This window comes from Vibrio floridensis (genome assembly GCF_021852965.1).
Lineage (GTDB): Bacteria > Pseudomonadota > Gammaproteobacteria > Enterobacterales > Vibrionaceae > Vibrio > Vibrio floridensis.
Window position 1 is genome coordinate 21,468 of record NZ_JAKGCY010000016.1, and the last position, 15,357, is coordinate 36,824.

The window sequence follows — 15,357 nt, forward strand, 5'->3', positions numbered from 1 at the left end:
TATATGTCATTTACCTTAGATTCACTACTCAACATTGAACCATTTAGTTGGGTCGCCTTATTGTGCTGCGCAATCAATGGACTACTCATCGGTGCCGAGCGACAAACTCGTGGCAAACCAGTGGGTATTCGCACTTCTATCTTGATCATTTCTGGCACCTACTTTTTTATGTCGATGGCGGTCTACCTATCGCCGAATACCCTTGACCAAGCCCGTGTGCTTGGGCAAATCATTACCGGCGTGGGCTTTTTAGGCGCGGGGGTGATGATGACCCAAGATGGAAAAATTCACGGAGTGACTTCCGCTGCGGTCATTTGGGTGTTGGCGTCGATGGGGATGATGATTGGTCTGGGGCTTGAACAACAGTCAGTGATCATGACTATACTGGCCTTGATCGTGTTGCTTGGCGTCGACAAAGCCGAAAACCGCATTCAAGCGCTACGCCGAGGCGTTCACCAAAAAATTCAACAGCGCCGTAGCTCACGTCTGATTAAATAAACCAGTATATGGCTATCTTTGCTCACTGCTAAAAACAAAAAACCCAGACCATTATTGGCTGGGTTTTTTTATGCTATCGAGAACTTAACTCTCGATTGCGCTTACTTCGCAAAGTTAATGATTGGGAAGCAAGGGAAGAAACCGTTGTCCGCACAGTTGAGTAGGCCAATTTGCACGCCTTCAATTTTTGCGGTTTTGTTGAACACACCCACCTGAACAGTTGAAGTATCAGAGAAGTTTGCCGCACCAAGATCAACCAATGTGTTGCCTTCTGAGTAGTTCACAAAACTCAGGTTTGCGCCTTTTACATCGTTGGTTAAGTTCACTGCACCCAAATTAACACCAGTTGTTTTACCCGTGTTCCAGTTAAAGAAACCCAGTGACGCACCAGTCATTTCTTGGTTTACTTTCGATGCACCAAAGATGCCTAGATTCACACCTGTTGTTGTGTTGGTTTCAGAAAGACCAATCACCGCTAGATCAACACCTTTCAAGTTATCTACTTTACCGTAGAGCGCGGCCACACGAACACCCGCCACGGCGCTGTCATCCGGTGCATTAAAGTTATTGATCGATGAAAACATAACAGGGGTTGCTGCCATTGCCGCTGTTGAAGTTAATGCGGTTACCACTGCTGCTGCTAAGATTTTTTTCATTGGTTGAGTCTCCACTGACTATTGATTGCTAAGTACCGAAGGCAAGCTGCCAAGTCCAGCACCCATCGACTTATTATGTATACTGTTCAATTCCAGAAAGTCATTGTTTTGTTAAATGTTTGAACTTTTCCCACAAACTCATTAAAAAAACAAATGAAATATTTTATTTTTCAAATGCTTATAATTTAACCAATCATAAGAAACAATGTCATATAACCGAAATTGCATATCATTCTATAATAAGTTTTATTCTTAATCTTGAGTAAAGCACACATTCCCGATGAAAAAAAAGCTGAGGATCGCTCCTCAGCTTTTTCGAATGTTAACAGCGGGTAGGCTGATTACATCATACCCATGCCGCCCATACCGCCCATGCCACCCATATCTGGCATAGCAGCATCTTTCTGTGGTCGATCCGTCACCATCGCTTCGGTGGTGATCATTAGGCCAGCAACTGATGCCGCAAACTGCAGCGCAGAGCGCGTTACTTTTGTTGGGTCTAGGATACCCATCTCTAGCATATCACCGTATACACCCGTTGCTGCGTTGTAGCCGTATGAACCTTCACCAGCGCGAACATTGTTCGCAACCACGGATTCTTCATCGCCCGCATTCTTGGTAATTTGACGAAGCGGCGCTTCCATAGCACGCAGTGCCACACGAATGCCGACGTTTTGCTCTTCGTTGTCGCCTTGTAGGTCAACAATCTTAGAAGCCGCACGAATGAGGGCAACACCACCACCGGCTACGATACCTTCTTCAACCGCTGCGCGAGTTGCGTGTAGTGCATCTTCTACGCGGTCTTTCTTCTCTTTCATCTCAACTTCAGTCGCAGCGCCAACTTTGATAACGGCAACGCCGCCAGCCAGTTTAGCCACACGCTCTTGCAGTTTCTCTTTGTCGTAATCTGACGTTGCATCTTCGATTTGCTGACGAATTTGAGCAACACGGCCTTGAATCATCGCTTCTTCACCCACGCCATCAATGATGGTGGTATTTTCTTTGGTGATAGAAACACGCTTCGCTTGACCTAGATCTTCTAGAGTCGCTTTTTCAAGCTCAAGACCCACTTCTTCAGAAATCACGCTACCTCCAGTTAGGACTGCAATGTCCTGTAGCATGGCTTTACGACGATCACCAAAGCCAGGCGCTTTCACCGCCGCCACTTTCACGATGCCGCGCATGTTGTTCACAACCAGTGTAGCGAGCGCTTCACCTTCCACATCTTCTGCGATGATCAGCAGTGGACGAGAGGCTTTTGCTACCGCTTCAAGTGCTGGTAGAAGTTCGCGAATGTTCGAGATCTTCTTATCAACCAATAGGATGAATGGGCTCTCTAGTTCAACGCTGCCAGACTCTTGATTGTTGATGAAGTATGGTGATAGGTAACCACGGTCAAACTGCATACCTTCAACAACGTCTAGCTCATCGTGCAGTGCTTGACCTTCTTCTACCGTGATAACACCGTCACGGCCCACTTTTTCCATCGCTTCCGCAATGATCTTACCCACGCTTGAATCCGAGTTCGCAGAGATGGTGCCTACTTGCTCGATTTCAGTGCTGGTTGAGCAATCTTTTGACATCGCTTTCAGTTCTTCAACCGCAGCCGCCACTGCTTTGTCGATACCGCGTTTTAGATCCATTGGGTTCATGCCCGCAGCAACCGCTTTAAGACCTTCATTCACGATAGCTTGCGCGAGTACCGTCGCCGTTGTCGTACCGTCACCCGCGACGTCGTTTGCTTGTGAAGCCACTTGCTTCACCATTTGAGCGCCCATGTTTTGGAACTTGTCTTCAAGTTCAATTTCACGCGCGACCGATACACCATCTTTTGTAATCGTTGGTGCACCGAAAGATTTGTCGAGTACCACGTTACGGCCTTTAGGGCCCAGTGTTACTTTTACTGCGTCAGCTAGGATGTTGACACCTTCTAGCATTTTTACGCGAGCGTCATTACCAAATTTAACGTCTTTAGCAGCCATCTTTGATTTCCTTTCTAAATTCTGTTTTGGATTTCGTTTTGAATCAGAGCAAAAAATTACTCAACGATTGCTATTAGTCGACAATAGCCATAATGTCGTTTTCAGACATGATAAGAACTTCTTTACCGTCGATCTTTTCAGTCTTAGTGCCGTAGCTCTCTGCAAAGATAACAGTATCACCAACTTTAACGTCCAGCGGCTGAACAGTGCCGTTTTCTAGAATGCGGCCTTTACCTACAGCTAGAACAACACCGCGAGTTGATTTTTCCGCGGCAGAACCAGTTAAAACGATGCCACCAGCAGATTTAGATTCAACTTCTTGGCGCTCTACGATAACTCGATCATGTAATGGACGAATGTTCATCGGTCGTCTCTCCTGAAAAATTCCATGTTTATTTGATAATTACCCTGAAGCAGGGCTTCTAGGCCTAGTGCTAACTATATAGGGGGTGATCATGACGATCCCAAGGGGGCGTGAGGATTTTTTTGTGACTAAGTTAAAAGTTCCGAGGCTTTGGCAAAGGATTGCTTAAAAACAGCTCGCTCGCCCCTCGCACACATTTCTTGTATCCTAGCGCTTTTGCACCTTCTGGTGATGCCTTCTGGTGATGATTGATGCTTGATAAACATGGCTTGCTGAGCGCGCCCATCGCGGAAACGCTACGAAAGATGACCGTCCCCATGATATTTGGCATGGTGGCAATCCTGATGTTTAACTTGGTCGACACCTTTTTCATCTCACTGCTTGGCACCGAAGCACTGGCGGCGATCAGTTACACCTTTCCCGTCACCTTCGCCGTTAACTGCATCACGATGGGCATTGGCGTCGGACTGTCGACCAGCATCGGTCGTCTATTAGGTCAAGGAGAAGCGCATCAAGCCGCACGTTTTACTACCCATGGCTTGCTATTGGCGGTTGTGCTGGTTGCGCTCGCTTCCACGCTCGGCTTCTTTACCGTCACCCCTTTATTTACCTTGCTTGGTGCAAAAGAAGAACTGATTCCCCTCATCGGCCAATACATGCATGTCTGGTACCTCACCATCCCATTACTGGTGATTCCGATGGCGGGAAACAGTGCCATTCGTGCCACCGGAGATACTAAGACCCCAGCCAAAATCATGATGCTCGCAGGGCTTATCAATGGCGTGCTCGACCCGCTGCTGATTTTTGGTATCGGCCCATTTCCTGAGCTCGGTATTCAAGGCGCAGCGATTGCGAGTGCGTTGAGTTGGCTCGGTGCGCTGATTGGATCTTTCTACGTTTTGATTCAGCGTGAGCGGCTGCTCGGCCTGCCACAATGGCAACGCTTAAAAGAGGATTGGCAGCAGATTCTCAAGGTCGGCACTCCGGCTGCGCTGTCCAACGCAATGAACCCTCTCTCTGGCGCCATTTTAATGATGATGCTGTCCAGCCACGGCACCGCTGCTGTTGCCGCTTATGGGGCGGCACAACGCATTGAATCGATTTTGATTTTGGTCCTCATGGCACTCACCTCTGCTCTGACGCCTTTTATGGCGCAGAACTTTGGCGCGAAAAACCCACAACGAGCGTTCCAAGGATTGTTCGTCAGCATGCGCTTTTCGGTGCTGTTTCAAGGTTTGGTGTTTTTGATGATGGTGCCACTCAGTATTCCGCTCGCCGCTCTATTCTCACAAGAGCAAGCGGTAAGAGATTTGCTTTGGCATTACCTGCTGGTGGTACCGATCAGCTACGGTTTTTTAGGCATTGTGATGATGCTGGTCAGCGGTTTAAATGCCATGCACCAACCACTCAACGCCTTTCGCTGGAGCGTAATTCGGCTATTCGTGTTTACCCTGCCAGCGGCATACCTAGGCAGTTGGCTCTACGACATTGAAGGGCTGTTTATTGGCATTGCGGTGGGCAACATTTTGGTGGGGTTATGCAGCTACCTTTACGCCCTCAAACAGCGCAAACAGCAATTGACCACATTAGTGCCTTAGGTTTGGCGTCTGATAGAAGCCACCGATATGAAAAAGGCTGCGATAACGCAGCCTTTGCTCAGATAGTCAGTTTATTCTGCTTAGAATAGCTCTTCTGCTACTTTGAACAGATCATTGCGAACTGGACGCTTCATGTTCTCGATTGCATCGATGATGTCGTGGTGAACAAGTTGCTCTTTCACGATACCAACACAACGACCACCATGGCCTTCCATCAATAGGTGAACGGCGTAGTTACCCATACGAGACGCAAGAACACGGTCGAACGCCGTTGGACGGCCACCACGTTGGATGTGACCAAGAACAGTGGCACGAGTTTCACGCCCCGTTCCCGCTTCGATCTCTTTTGCCAGTTCGTTCGCGTCCATCATCAGTTCAGTCAGCGCGATGATCGCGTGCTTTTTGCCTTTCGCAATACCATCTTTGATGTTGTTAATCAGCTTCTCTTTGTCTAAACCGGTTTCCGGAGTGATGATGTATTCACAACCACCAGCGATCGCAGACATCAGAGTGAGGTCACCACAGTGACGACCCATGATTTCTACGATAGAAATACGCTGGTGAGAAGAGGAAGTATCGCGTAGACGGTCGATCGATTCTATAACCGTGTTCAGCGCGGTTAGGTAACCGATGGTGTAATCCGTGCCTGCGATATCGTTGTCGATGGTGCCTGGCAGACCGATACATGGGTAACCCATTTCCGTCAGTTTTTTCGCACCCATGTACGAACCGTCACCACCGATAACCACAAGCGCATCAATACCGTGTGCTTTCAGGTTTTCAATCGCTTTTTCACGTACCGCAACTTCTTTAAATTCTGGGAAGCGAGCTGAACCCAAGAACGTACCACCACGGTTGATCACATCAGAAACGCTTGAACGATCAAGTGGCTTGATGCGGCCTTCGTATAAACCCAAGTAACCATCATAGATACCGTACACTTCAAGACCCGCACCCAATGCAGTACGCACTACACCACGGATTGCTGCGTTCATACCAGGGGCGTCACCACCACTTGTCAAAACACCGATCTTCTTAATCATGCTCACCCTCGAACTCTAGAAATCAATATTTAATAATCTTTAGGATAGCTGTTATTCAGCTACCAATATAATCCGAAAAACTGTGCGTAATGTTACATTTCCTCTACAGGAATACCAATTAAAACCCACAATTTTATGTAACTTTTCTACTTATGTAGGAGTATTACAGTTTTGTACTTACTCTTTGTTGATTCACATCAGGATCACGAATCTTAATAGAGGCTGTTGGAAAGATAGTCAACAACCGCTTATTTGTCCTGAAGACAAACGCATTTTTTCGAGCGCTACCACTGTTGTTCTATATGCTCTTTCTCGCTGATCACAACAACAGAATAAGGGTCTTGATGGATCAAAATATCAGCCTCAGGGAAGCACGCCAGTAATCTTTCTTCTACTTCGTCGGCAATTTGATGCGCTTTGATCAAAGGCAAATTGTCATCCAATTCAAGATGAAGCTGAATAAAACGCGTCGGCCCCGACATTCTGGTGCGCAATTGATGCACCCCCAGAACATTCTCCACTGCCAAACATTCGCAGCGAATTTGTTCTAGCTCTTCATCGGGCAATTTGCGGTCAAGCAAGGTTTGAATCGCTTCCGTCACCATTTTAAATGCGCTGTATAAAATAAACAGCCCGATCCCCACGGCAAACACCGCATCCGCTTGGCCAATCCCGTAATAACTGAGCCCCAACGCCACCATAATGGCGGCGTTCATGAACAGGTCACTTTGATAATGCAGAGAGTCCGCCGCAATGGCTTGGCTACCGGTCTTTCTTACTACGTGCTTTTGGAATGTCACCAAGGCGAATGTCACCACCATGGCAAACAAACTGACATAAACGCCATATTCTGGAGAGTTCAGCTCATGAGGACGGAAGAAACGATCAATACCGTTGAGGATCAAAAACACCGCAGAGCCTGAGATAAACATCGCTTGAGCCAACGCTGCGAGCGATTCCGCTTTGCCATGGCCAAAGGTGTGTTCCTCATCGGCAGGTTGCAGCGCATAACGCACCACAATTAAGTTGACGACAGACGCCGCAATATCGAGGAATGAATCGATCAGCGAGGCAAGTAAGCTCACAGAGCCGGTCACCCACCAAGCCATGACTTTAACAAGAAGAAGTAAGGTGGCGACTGCGGTTGCCGTCCAAGCAGCCATCGTCACTAAACGTGCATATTGGTGTTTCATAATCATTCGATGAAAAAAGCCTTGCTCGCAGTATAACGCGCTCAAGCAGGAATGAGTACGATACATTTAAGGCGATCCGAAGATCGCCTTTTTGCTCAAGTCAGTGAATACCGCTCAGATCAGTTTTTCGCGTGCTTTTCCATGCGTTTTTGCATTTTGTCGCCACACTCCTGCATGCGCTCGTTTTGCAGTTCAACGAACTTTGCTTTTTGCTCTGGAGTCAAAATGCTCAACATTTGATGTTGTTTTTCCAACATTTTCACACGGCGCTCTGCTTGTTTCTCCGCCATCTGTTTCGCCAGCTCATTGGCGGTCGCTTGGTCGAAATTGTCCGCCAATAACAGGGCCTGTACTTTAGCGTGCTGTGCTTGACGTTCGGCCTGGTTTGCTGCGAAGTTGCCTTGATGCATCTCTTTCATTTGTGCACGGTTGCTGCCACGCATCGCATCCAACTGCTCTTTCTGTGCATCGGTCAGGTCAAGTTGACGCATCATGCCGCGCTCCATCCCCATGCCACATTCGCCATCAGGCCCTTTGTGATGACCTTTACCGCCGCCAAAAGCAAAAGCGCTGGCAGTACCTAGTGTTAGTGGAAGGACAACAGCAGCGAGTACCATTTTTTTTGCAAGTTTCATAATCAATTCCTTACTCATGTCGGTGGTTCATTTGAGCTGTTCTCACAGCGCTTGAGTGTAGAATACAAACTGCAAGGTAAAGTGACGTATAGAGAGCGTAAAGTATCGTAAAGAGCGACTTTGCTCCTCTTCCCTGCGGTCATTTCACAGTAATATTAAAGAGAACTGTTAAAGAGAACTGATTGAGAGAAAGGCCCTACTATGGCAAACATCCTGTTGATTGATGACGATACCGAACTGACGAGCTTGCTGACAGAAGTCTTAAGCTATGAAGGCTTTCATGTCACCGAGGCGAACGACGGTGAGCAGGGTTTGCAAGCCTTATCGGCAGAGATTGATTTGATCTTACTCGATGTCATGATGCCCAAACTCAACGGCATCGATACGTTGAAGAAGTTGCGTGAACAATGGGACACGCCAGTATTAATGCTGACAGCCAAAGGGGAAGAGATCGATCGTGTCATCGGCTTGGAGCTGGGTGCGGATGACTATCTGCCCAAACCTTTCAGTGATCGTGAACTGCTGGCACGTATCAAAGCGATTTTGCGCCGAACCAATGTGACGAAAGCCCCGAAAAGCAGCGATTGTATTGAGTATCAAGATATCAAAATTTATCCGGGCCGATTGGAGGCTTATTGTGCGGGTACTCAGCTTGACCTCACTGCCACCGAGTTCGCCTTGCTGAGCCACTTTATGCAAAACCCAGGCAACACCATCACAAAAGAGACGCTCAGCTTGGATGTGCTCGGTAAACGCCTAGCGGCTTTTGACCGAGCCATTGATATGCATGTCTCGAACTTGCGGAAAAAACTCCCTGAACGTGCGGACGGCAAATCTCGAATTAAAACCTTACGTGGCCGTGGCTACTTAATGATTGTGGAGTAACGGATGCGCTTGCCGAAAATCACCAGTTTGTATGGGCGAATTTTTGCGATCTTCTGGTTTACCATGTTTTTGGTGCTGATGGCCGTTTTGGCATTGCCCCATCTTGATCCTCGTAAGGCACGCAATATTCCGGCCGATCAATACGATCGCTTTATTGAAGCCAAGCAAGAGATTGAGAAGCAATATCGTGGCGAAACTGATCTTGCCCGCATTCTCTTTCGCATGGAGCGTCCAGGCGATCGCCACGGGCGAGATGGACGGCCGCGCTTTTTCATCACCGATTACGATGGCAATGTCCTCACCACCTTAGAACACGGAGATTTTCAGCTCAAAGCGCTGAAAAACTTCGTCACCTCGATTGAACAACCCGATCAACCGAAACAAAAACTCTATGGCCGCTTTATGCTCTCAGGGCCACTGCCAGTGACGCTAGCGAACAAAGAGTACTTACTTTACGTTGGGATGCGCTGGAACCAACCACCGCCTTTTTTACTACGTATGTTTGATCATCCATTTCAGCTACTACTGGCTGTGATGCTGGTCAGCACCCCTTTACTGCTGTGGCTCGCGTGGGCACTCAGCCAACCCGCACGACGCTTAGAAAAAGCGGCGCAACGTGTCGCCAAAGGGGAATTTGTCACGGATCCCTCTTTAGAAAAAGGCACCTCGGAGTTTCGCCAAGCCGGCGCCAGTTTCAACCGCATGGTCGAAGCGGTCAATCAGATGATTTCAGGTCAACAACGGCTGCTGTCGGATATTTCCCATGAATTGCGCTCACCACTGACTCGCTTGAGAATGGCCAATGCGCTTGCGACACGTAAACAGGGCGAAAGTAATGAGCTGCAACGAATTGATACCGAAGCACAACGTTTGGAACAGATGATCAGTGAACTGCTGGAACTCTCTCGCATGCAGATGAACAGCCATTTGGATCGTGAAGAGCAGCCCGTCGCCAGCCTGTGGGAGGAGATCATTCAGGATGCGCAATTTGAAGCGGAACAAATGGGCAAAGCCTTGCAATACACCCCATTGCCCGAGCGACATATTTCCGGAAATCCCAAGCTGTTGATGAGCGCGATCGAAAACATCATTCGCAATGCCATCTACTACGGCAAAGACCAAGTGATCATTGCCATTCAAGCCATCGACGACACGCTACATATCGTGGTGGACGACAATGGCGAAGGGGTACCTGAAGAGGAGCTCGAAGCCATTTTCCGTCCGTTTTATCGAGTCTCTACCGCTCGGGATCGTCATTCTGGAGGAACCGGGCTCGGCTTAAGCATTACCGAAAGCGCGATTCGTCAGCACAGCGGCACCATAAACGCTGAGCGCAGCGATCTTGGCGGTTTGCGAGTCACCATTACTCTCCCACTGGTGAAAAGGCGTTAATACCCTTACAAAGATCGCAGTTGATAATAATTATCATTAAGACCATGGTAAATCCTTCATCACCGGAGGATTTACCATGTCACACACTTTCCCTGAGCTTCCCTATTCCTACGATGCGTTAGAGCCATACATCGATGCAAAAACCATGGAAGTGCACTACAGCAAACACCATAAAACCTATTACGATAAGTTTCTCGCAGCGATTCAAGGCAGTGCGCTTGAGCATCAAACGCTCACTGAGATCTTCACAAGCATCTCTCGACACAGCCCTGCAGTGCGCAATAATGGCGGTGGCTACTACAACCATATTCTCTACTGGCAGTGCATGTCCCCCAATGGTGGAGGGGAACCTCAAGGCGCGCTCGCCCACGCGATTCAAGAAAAGTTTGGCACTTTTGCAGCGTTCCAAGAGGCCTTTTCCCAAGCCGCCATCAACACCTTTGGTTCTGGCTTTGCATGGTTAGTGGTCAAAGAGGGTGATATTCATATCACCTCCACCAGCAATCAGGATAACCCACTGATGGATATTGCTAGCGTACGTGGCGAGCCGATCCTCGCCCTCGATGTTTGGGAGCATGCGTACTACATCCGCTATCAAAATCGCCGCCCAGAATACATTGATGCTTGGTGGAATGTGGTCGACTGGCGAGCGGTGGAGCAAAATTATGCCCAAGCAATAGGCTAAACATCACCGCTCACCGGAGCGCCGTCGCTTATCGGGCTCTTTTATACCCAAGCCTTCAAACTTGGGTATATACTGGCCCCCTCATTTGACCATATTCTCTCGATACCATGTTTGATATTGCTCTATACGAACCAGAAATTGCGCCAAACACTGGCAACATCATCCGCCTTTGTGCCAACTGTGGCGCAAATTTGCACTTAATTGAACCGCTTGGGTTTGATCTTGAAGAAAAGAAGGTGCGCCGTGCTGGCTTGGATTATCATGATCTTGCTCGTGTCACACGCCATAAAAACTACCAAGCGTTCCTAGACTATCTCGATCAGCGTGGTGAATATCGTATTTTTGCCTGCACCACCAAAACCACTGGCCATCATGTGGACGCGCAATATTGTCAAGGTGATGTACTGCTGTTTGGCCCAGAAACGCGTGGTCTGCCGATGGAGGTGATTGAAAGCCTACCGATGTCGCAACGCATTCGTATTCCTATGATGCCTGACGCACGCAGCTTAAACTTATCGAATGCGGTCGCGATCATTGCTTTTGAGGCATGGCGTCAGCTAGGGTTCCAGGGGGCAAAATAACATCACCGCCTAGCCAACAAGATCAAAAAAGCCGGAATGCTCCGGCTTTTCTATTTCATCAAACTTCATCAAACGAGAATTTGTTCAAATTAACGCAGACGATTCTGTTCATCGTCTTGTTTGTCTTTGCTTTCATATTCCCCTTCGAACGTCTGGCCTTGCTTACCATCATTAAAAGGCTGACGATAAAACGGGTCTTGTTCGAACGGGCTGCGGTCGAAGCCTTCGCTATGATAGTGAGAGTGAAAACCACCGCCTGCACCATTCACCACTACCTTGCTCATCAAGTAGCGGGCAATCGCAGCTCTTGGACCTGGAATCAACACCATCATGCCCATGGCATCGGTCATAAAGCCTGGAGTGAGCAACAATACGCCCGACACCGCCAGCATCACACCTTCGACAATCTGTTGCGCAGGTAATTCACCTTGCTGCAAACGTTGTTGCACCGACATCAGAGTTTGCAACCCCTGACTGCGAACCAAAGACGCCCCAACAAACGCCGTAATCAGCACTAAGCCAATTGTCGGCCATAAACCGATAAAGCCACCAACTTGAATGAAGAGAGCGATCTCAACAATGGGCACACAGATAAACAGTAGTAATAATATTGGAAACACGAGATCCCCCCTTGGTTGATTTTAGTGTAATGGCAAATCGTGCAGTGACTCAAATTTATCCTGTAAAAATGCGTGTTTTTTGACTACCCCTTTAGAGTTATTCATATGCTGTTCATACTTTGCAAAATATTGACGAAATAAAAGCGAAAAAGGTGATCCACTTACTATTTTTATGCGCAAGGTACAGTATCATGTGCCACATAAGTCAGGACGGATTTTACAGCCAAATACTCTGATGAATGGATTCTGATTGCAGAAAATGGCTAACCAATCACTTAAATATCAGAATTATTATCTAAGGATCCTGTTATGGCTACCCTAACTGAAGCTCCAAAAGCATCAACTCCGGCCACTCGTATTGAAGAAGATCTATTAGGCCAACGTCACGTTCCGGCTGACGCTTACTACGGTATCCACACGCTGCGCGCCATCGAAAACTTCAACATCTCAAACGTAACGATTTCTGACGTGCCAGAATTTGTTCGCGGCATGGTCATGACCAAAAAAGCCGCTGCACTTGCCAACAAAGAGTTGGGCGCAATTCCTAAGAATGTAGCGGATTACATCATTCAAGCGTGTGACCTAATGTTGGAAACCGGCAAATGCATGGATCAGTTCCCATCAGACGTATTCCAAGGCGGTGCGGGCACTTCTGTGAACATGAACACCAACGAAGTGCTTGCCAACATTGCTCTCGAACTAATGGGTAAAGAGAAAGGCGATTACGACGTGGTGAACCCAAATGATCACGTGAACAAGAGCCAATCTACCAACTGTGCCTACCCAACGGGCTTCCGTATCGCGGTTTACAACAGCATCCATAAATTGATGGAAGCGATTGAATACCTAAAAGGTGCGTTTGAGCTGAAATCTCAAGAGTTCAACGGCATCCTAAAAATGGGCCGTACTCAGTTGCAAGATGCAGTTCCAATGACTGTCGGTCAAGAGTTTCACGCTTGGGCTGTGACGTTAAACGAAGAGATCCGTGCGCTAGACTACACCTCGAAGCTACTTCTTGAAGTGAACCTAGGTGCAACGGCAATCGGTACTGGCTTGAACACACCTCCTGGTTACCAAGCACTTGCCGTGAAACACCTAGCGGAAGTGACTGGCCTAGCAGTGGTTCCAGCAGAAGACCTTATCGAAGCAACTTCAGACTGTGGTGCTTACGTAATGGCACACGGCGCGCTAAAACGCCTAGCGGTGAAATTGTCTAAGATCTGTAACGACTTGCGTCTGCTTTCTTCTGGTCCTCGCGCTGGTTTGAACGAACTTAACTTGCCAGAAATGCAAGCCGGTTCTTCCATCATGCCAGCAAAAGTTAACCCAGTTATCCCAGAAGTGGTTAACCAAGTGTGTTTCAAAGTACTGGGTAACGACAACACGATTTCTTTCGCAGCCGAAGGCGGTCAGCTACAGCTGAACGTAATGGAGCCTGTGATTGGTCAAGCGATGTTTGAATCGATTTCACTGCTACAAAACGCGTGTGTGAACCTACGTGACAAATGTATCGACGGCATCACAGTAAACAAAGAAGTCTGTGAAAACTACGTTTACAACTCGATCGGTATCGTCACTTATCTAAACCCATACATCGGCCACCACGAAGGCGACATCGTTGGTAAGATTTGTGCGGAAACCGGTAAGAGCGTCCGTGAAGTGGTGCTTGAGCGTGGCTTGCTGACATCTGAAGAGTTGGATGACATCCTGTCTGTGCAAAACTTCATGCACCCAACTTACAAAGCAAAACGTTACGAGTAATCGTAAAGAGAAAGGGCTCCTTAGTGGGCCCTTTTTGCCGTTCTTTATTAATAACCATAATAATAACAAGTATTTATTTTAGTTCTGATTATTCAAGCGCTTTCGACAAAGCGTTTCGCTAATCAGATTCAACAAAAATATGAGGTAACAATCTATGGTAGCGGTCGAGTTATTAGTCGTTCTGCTCTTTATCTATTTAGGGGCACGAATTGGTGGTATTGGTATCGGTTTAGCGGGGGGTGCGGGCGTTATTGTCCTGTCACTGGTCCTTGGTGTACCGACCAAACAAGCATTTATTCCTGTTGACGTTATTTTGATCATCATGTCTGTGATCACGGCCATTGCGGCAATGCAAGTGGCTGGCGGTATGGACTGGCTGGTTCAAATCGCGGAAAACTTCCTGCGCAAACATCCTGAACGTATTACCTTCTACGCGCCTATCGTCACTTTCTTAATGACGTTGATGGCAGGTACCGGTCATACCGCGTTCTCGACGCTTCCTGTGATTGCCGAAGTGGCAAAAGGCCAAGGTGTGCGTCCTTCTCGCCCATTGTCGATTGCCGTTGTCGCATCGCAAATTGCCATTACCGCGTCCCCTATTTCTGCGGCAGTGGTGGCGTTTGCGGCCATGCTGGCGCCATTTGGTGTGGACTACTTAACGCTGCTTGCGGTTTGTATCCCAACCACTTTTGTGGCGTGTATGATCGGTGCTTTGGTGGCGAACTACATGGGTGGTGAGCTGAAAGACGATGCTGAGTATCAAGAACGCCTTGCAAAAGGCCTGATCAAACTCAGCACCGAGAAACAACGTGAAATTCTACCTACCGCAAAAACCGCGACTTACATCTTCCTTGGCGCGATTGCGTTTGTGGTTTGTTATGCGGCAGCAATTTCAAAATCGGTTGGTTTAATTGTTGACCCGGCACTTGGCCGTAACGAAGCGATCATGACAGTGATGTTGGCTGCTGCGGCCGCGATTGTGATGTTCACTAAGATCGATGCATCGAAAATCCCTTCGGCAGCGACGTTCCGCTCAGGTATGACAGCGTGTGTGTGTGTACTGGGCGTGGCTTGGTTAGGTTCTACCTTCGTTAATGCTCACGTCGATGGCATTAAAGATGTCGCTGGTGCTTTGCTGTCTGACTATCCTTGGATGCTAGCATTGGTGCTGTTCTTTGCCTCTATGCTGCTGTACTCGCAAGGTGCGACCACGGTTGCGCTTATGCCTGCGGCACTGGCGATTGGCGTTGCGCCACTCACTGCAGTCGCTTCTTTTGCAGCCGTGAGTGCACTGTTTGTTCTACCGACTTACCCAACGCTACTGGCTGCAGTAGAGATGGATGATACGGGTTCAACTCGCATTGGTAAGTACGTGTTCAACCACCCATTCTTTATTCCAGGTGTGGTGACCATCGCTTCTGCAGTTGCGCTTGGCTTTGCCTTCGGTAGCCTGTTTATCTAAGT

Annotated in this window: 15 protein-coding genes; 8 read left to right on the forward strand and 7 right to left on the reverse strand. The window is 48.1% G+C overall.

Going from position 1 to position 15,357, the window contains the following annotated elements; all coding sequences use genetic code 11:
- The first annotated feature begins 3 nt into the window (after window positions 1–3).
- Complete coding sequence (locus tag LZU85_RS17975; RefSeq protein WP_176298288.1) at window positions 4–498, forward strand: MgtC/SapB family protein; 495 nt, start codon at window positions 4–6, stop codon at window positions 496–498.
- A gap of 101 nt (window positions 499–599) precedes the next feature.
- Here the strand turns inward: LZU85_RS17975 and LZU85_RS17980 are convergent, their stop codons facing one another.
- From LZU85_RS17980 to LZU85_RS17990, 3 genes are all read right to left on the reverse strand, one after another.
- Window positions 600–1,154 (reverse strand): VC2662 family protein, encoded by a 555-nt coding sequence (locus tag LZU85_RS17980; RefSeq protein WP_176298289.1) that lies wholly within the window; start codon window positions 1,152–1,154, stop codon window positions 600–602.
- Window positions 1,155–1,495: 341 nt separating this feature from the next.
- Window positions 1,496–3,136: a chaperonin GroEL gene (gene groL, locus LZU85_RS17985; RefSeq protein ID WP_176298290.1), complete on the reverse strand. Its 1,641-nt coding sequence runs from the start codon at window positions 3,134–3,136 to the stop codon at window positions 1,496–1,498.
- Window positions 3,137–3,209: 73 nt separating this feature from the next.
- The gene (locus tag LZU85_RS17990) at window positions 3,210–3,500 is read right to left on the reverse strand and encodes a co-chaperone GroES (protein WP_011079244.1); all 291 of its coding nucleotides are present in this window, start codon (window positions 3,498–3,500) and stop codon (window positions 3,210–3,212) included.
- A gap of 251 nt (window positions 3,501–3,751) precedes the next feature.
- Here LZU85_RS17990 and LZU85_RS17995 point away from each other — a divergent pair, with 251 nt between their 5' ends.
- On the forward strand, window positions 3,752–5,098 hold the full coding sequence (locus tag LZU85_RS17995) for an MATE family efflux transporter (protein WP_176298291.1): 1,347 nt from the start codon (window positions 3,752–3,754) through the stop codon (window positions 5,096–5,098).
- An 80-nt stretch (window positions 5,099–5,178) separates the two neighbouring features.
- On the opposite strand, the gene pfkA is transcribed toward LZU85_RS17995, so the two are convergent.
- The 3 genes from pfkA to LZU85_RS18010 form a co-directional block, all read right to left on the reverse strand.
- On the reverse strand, window positions 5,179–6,141 hold the full coding sequence (pfkA, locus tag LZU85_RS18000) for a 6-phosphofructokinase (RefSeq protein WP_176298292.1): 963 nt from the start codon (window positions 6,139–6,141) through the stop codon (window positions 5,179–5,181).
- Window positions 6,142–6,425: 284 nt separating this feature from the next.
- On the reverse strand, window positions 6,426–7,334 hold the full coding sequence (gene fieF / locus LZU85_RS18005; RefSeq protein WP_176298293.1) for a CDF family cation-efflux transporter FieF: 909 nt from the start codon (window positions 7,332–7,334) through the stop codon (window positions 6,426–6,428).
- 119 nt (window positions 7,335–7,453) lie between these two features.
- Window positions 7,454–7,969, reverse strand: coding sequence for a CpxP family protein (locus tag LZU85_RS18010; protein WP_026050335.1), 516 nt, complete (start codon window positions 7,967–7,969; stop codon window positions 7,454–7,456).
- 201 nt (window positions 7,970–8,170) lie between these two features.
- Here LZU85_RS18010 and LZU85_RS18015 point away from each other — a divergent pair, with 201 nt between their 5' ends.
- From LZU85_RS18015 to trmL, 4 genes are all read left to right on the forward strand, one after another.
- Window positions 8,171–8,854 (forward strand): response regulator, encoded by a 684-nt coding sequence (locus tag LZU85_RS18015; RefSeq protein ID WP_237288021.1) that lies wholly within the window; start codon window positions 8,171–8,173, stop codon window positions 8,852–8,854.
- Between the two features lie 3 nt (window positions 8,855–8,857).
- A complete protein-coding gene (gene cpxA / locus LZU85_RS18020) occupies window positions 8,858–10,246 on the forward strand; it encodes an envelope stress sensor histidine kinase CpxA (RefSeq protein WP_237288022.1) in 1,389 nt (462 codons plus the stop codon).
- 76 nt (window positions 10,247–10,322) lie between these two features.
- Window positions 10,323–10,931, forward strand: a complete 609-nt coding sequence (locus tag LZU85_RS18025) for a superoxide dismutase (RefSeq protein ID WP_237288023.1) — start codon at window positions 10,323–10,325, stop codon at window positions 10,929–10,931.
- A gap of 107 nt (window positions 10,932–11,038) precedes the next feature.
- Window positions 11,039–11,512: a tRNA (uridine(34)/cytosine(34)/5-carboxymethylaminomethyluridine(34)-2'-O)-methyltransferase TrmL gene (gene trmL, locus LZU85_RS18030; RefSeq protein WP_237288024.1), complete on the forward strand. Its 474-nt coding sequence runs from the start codon at window positions 11,039–11,041 to the stop codon at window positions 11,510–11,512.
- An 89-nt stretch (window positions 11,513–11,601) separates the two neighbouring features.
- Here trmL and LZU85_RS18035 read toward each other — a convergent pair whose 3' ends face one another.
- The gene (locus LZU85_RS18035) at window positions 11,602–12,132 is read right to left on the reverse strand and encodes an FxsA family protein (RefSeq protein WP_176298299.1); all 531 of its coding nucleotides are present in this window, start codon (window positions 12,130–12,132) and stop codon (window positions 11,602–11,604) included.
- Between the two features lie 309 nt (window positions 12,133–12,441).
- Here LZU85_RS18035 and aspA point away from each other — a divergent pair, with 309 nt between their 5' ends.
- Entirely contained in the window at window positions 12,442–13,893 is a 1,452-nt protein-coding gene (gene aspA, locus LZU85_RS18040) for an aspartate ammonia-lyase (RefSeq protein WP_176298300.1), read from the forward strand.
- Between the two features lie 154 nt (window positions 13,894–14,047).
- Window positions 14,048–15,355 (forward strand): anaerobic C4-dicarboxylate transporter, encoded by a 1,308-nt coding sequence (locus LZU85_RS18045; RefSeq protein WP_103199862.1) that lies wholly within the window; start codon window positions 14,048–14,050, stop codon window positions 15,353–15,355.
- Window positions 15,356–15,357 lie beyond the last annotated feature (2 nt).

Coding starts and splice junctions, on each gene's coding strand:
- aspA (WP_176298300.1), top strand. CDS start 12,442: ATGGCTACCCTAACTGAAGCTCCAAAAGCATCAACTCCGGCCACTCGT.
- LZU85_RS18010 (WP_026050335.1), bottom strand. CDS start 7,969: ATGAAACTTGCAAAAAAAATGGTACTCGCTGCTGTTGTCCTTCCACTA.
- LZU85_RS18025 (WP_237288023.1), top strand. CDS start 10,323: ATGTCACACACTTTCCCTGAGCTTCCCTATTCCTACGATGCGTTAGAG.
- LZU85_RS18015 (WP_237288021.1), top strand. CDS start 8,171: ATGGCAAACATCCTGTTGATTGATGACGATACCGAACTGACGAGCTTG.
- groL (WP_176298290.1), bottom strand. CDS start 3,136: ATGGCTGCTAAAGACGTTAAATTTGGTAATGACGCTCGCGTAAAAATG.
- LZU85_RS17975 (WP_176298288.1), top strand. CDS start 4: ATGTCATTTACCTTAGATTCACTACTCAACATTGAACCATTTAGTTGG.
- trmL (WP_237288024.1), top strand. CDS start 11,039: ATGTTTGATATTGCTCTATACGAACCAGAAATTGCGCCAAACACTGGC.
- LZU85_RS17980 (WP_176298289.1), bottom strand. CDS start 1,154: ATGAAAAAAATCTTAGCAGCAGCAGTGGTAACCGCATTAACTTCAACA.
- LZU85_RS17990 (WP_011079244.1), bottom strand. CDS start 3,500: ATGAACATTCGTCCATTACATGATCGAGTTATCGTAGAGCGCCAAGAA.
- pfkA (WP_176298292.1), bottom strand. CDS start 6,141: ATGATTAAGAAGATCGGTGTTTTGACAAGTGGTGGTGACGCCCCTGGT.
- cpxA (WP_237288022.1), top strand. CDS start 8,858: ATGCGCTTGCCGAAAATCACCAGTTTGTATGGGCGAATTTTTGCGATC.
- fieF (WP_176298293.1), bottom strand. CDS start 7,334: ATGAAACACCAATATGCACGTTTAGTGACGATGGCTGCTTGGACGGCA.
- LZU85_RS17995 (WP_176298291.1), top strand. CDS start 3,752: ATGCTTGATAAACATGGCTTGCTGAGCGCGCCCATCGCGGAAACGCTA.
- LZU85_RS18045 (WP_103199862.1), top strand. CDS start 14,048: ATGGTAGCGGTCGAGTTATTAGTCGTTCTGCTCTTTATCTATTTAGGG.